Origin of the sequence: Halalkalibacter lacteus (assembly GCF_036663595.1) — a bacterium.
Lineage (GTDB): Bacteria > Bacillota > Bacilli > Bacillales > Bacillaceae_D > Halalkalibacter > Halalkalibacter lacteus.
This window is the reverse complement of record NZ_JAWRVL010000199.1, coordinates 1-273: the sequence shown is the minus strand read 5'-3', so window position 1 is coordinate 273 and position 273 is coordinate 1. Positions and strand designations below refer to the sequence as shown.

General features: G+C 70.0%; 1 pseudogene. It reads left to right on the top strand.

From position 1 onward, the window contains the following. Positions 1-273 (top strand): annotated as a pseudogene (locus SAZ04_RS22070) (metal-dependent hydrolase family protein); the annotation flags it as partial.

Here is a 273-nt window from a genome sequence, read left to right as displayed (position 1 = left end):
CGTTCCGCCTGATGCGCGACCGTGGCATCGCTTACCTGCCGACCCTGACCGCGGTGGAATCCACCGAGCAGTACTTCAACGGCTACCAGCCGGGACAACCCGCGACGCCGAAGATGCAGGAAGCCGAACGCGGGTTCCGATCCGCGCTGGCCGCCGGAACGACGATCGCCTGCGGCAGTGACGTGGGCGTGTTCCGGCACGGCGACAACTGGCGGGAGCCGGCATGGATGGTGCGGCTGGGCATGCCCCCCGTGCGCGCCCTGCGCGCCTGTA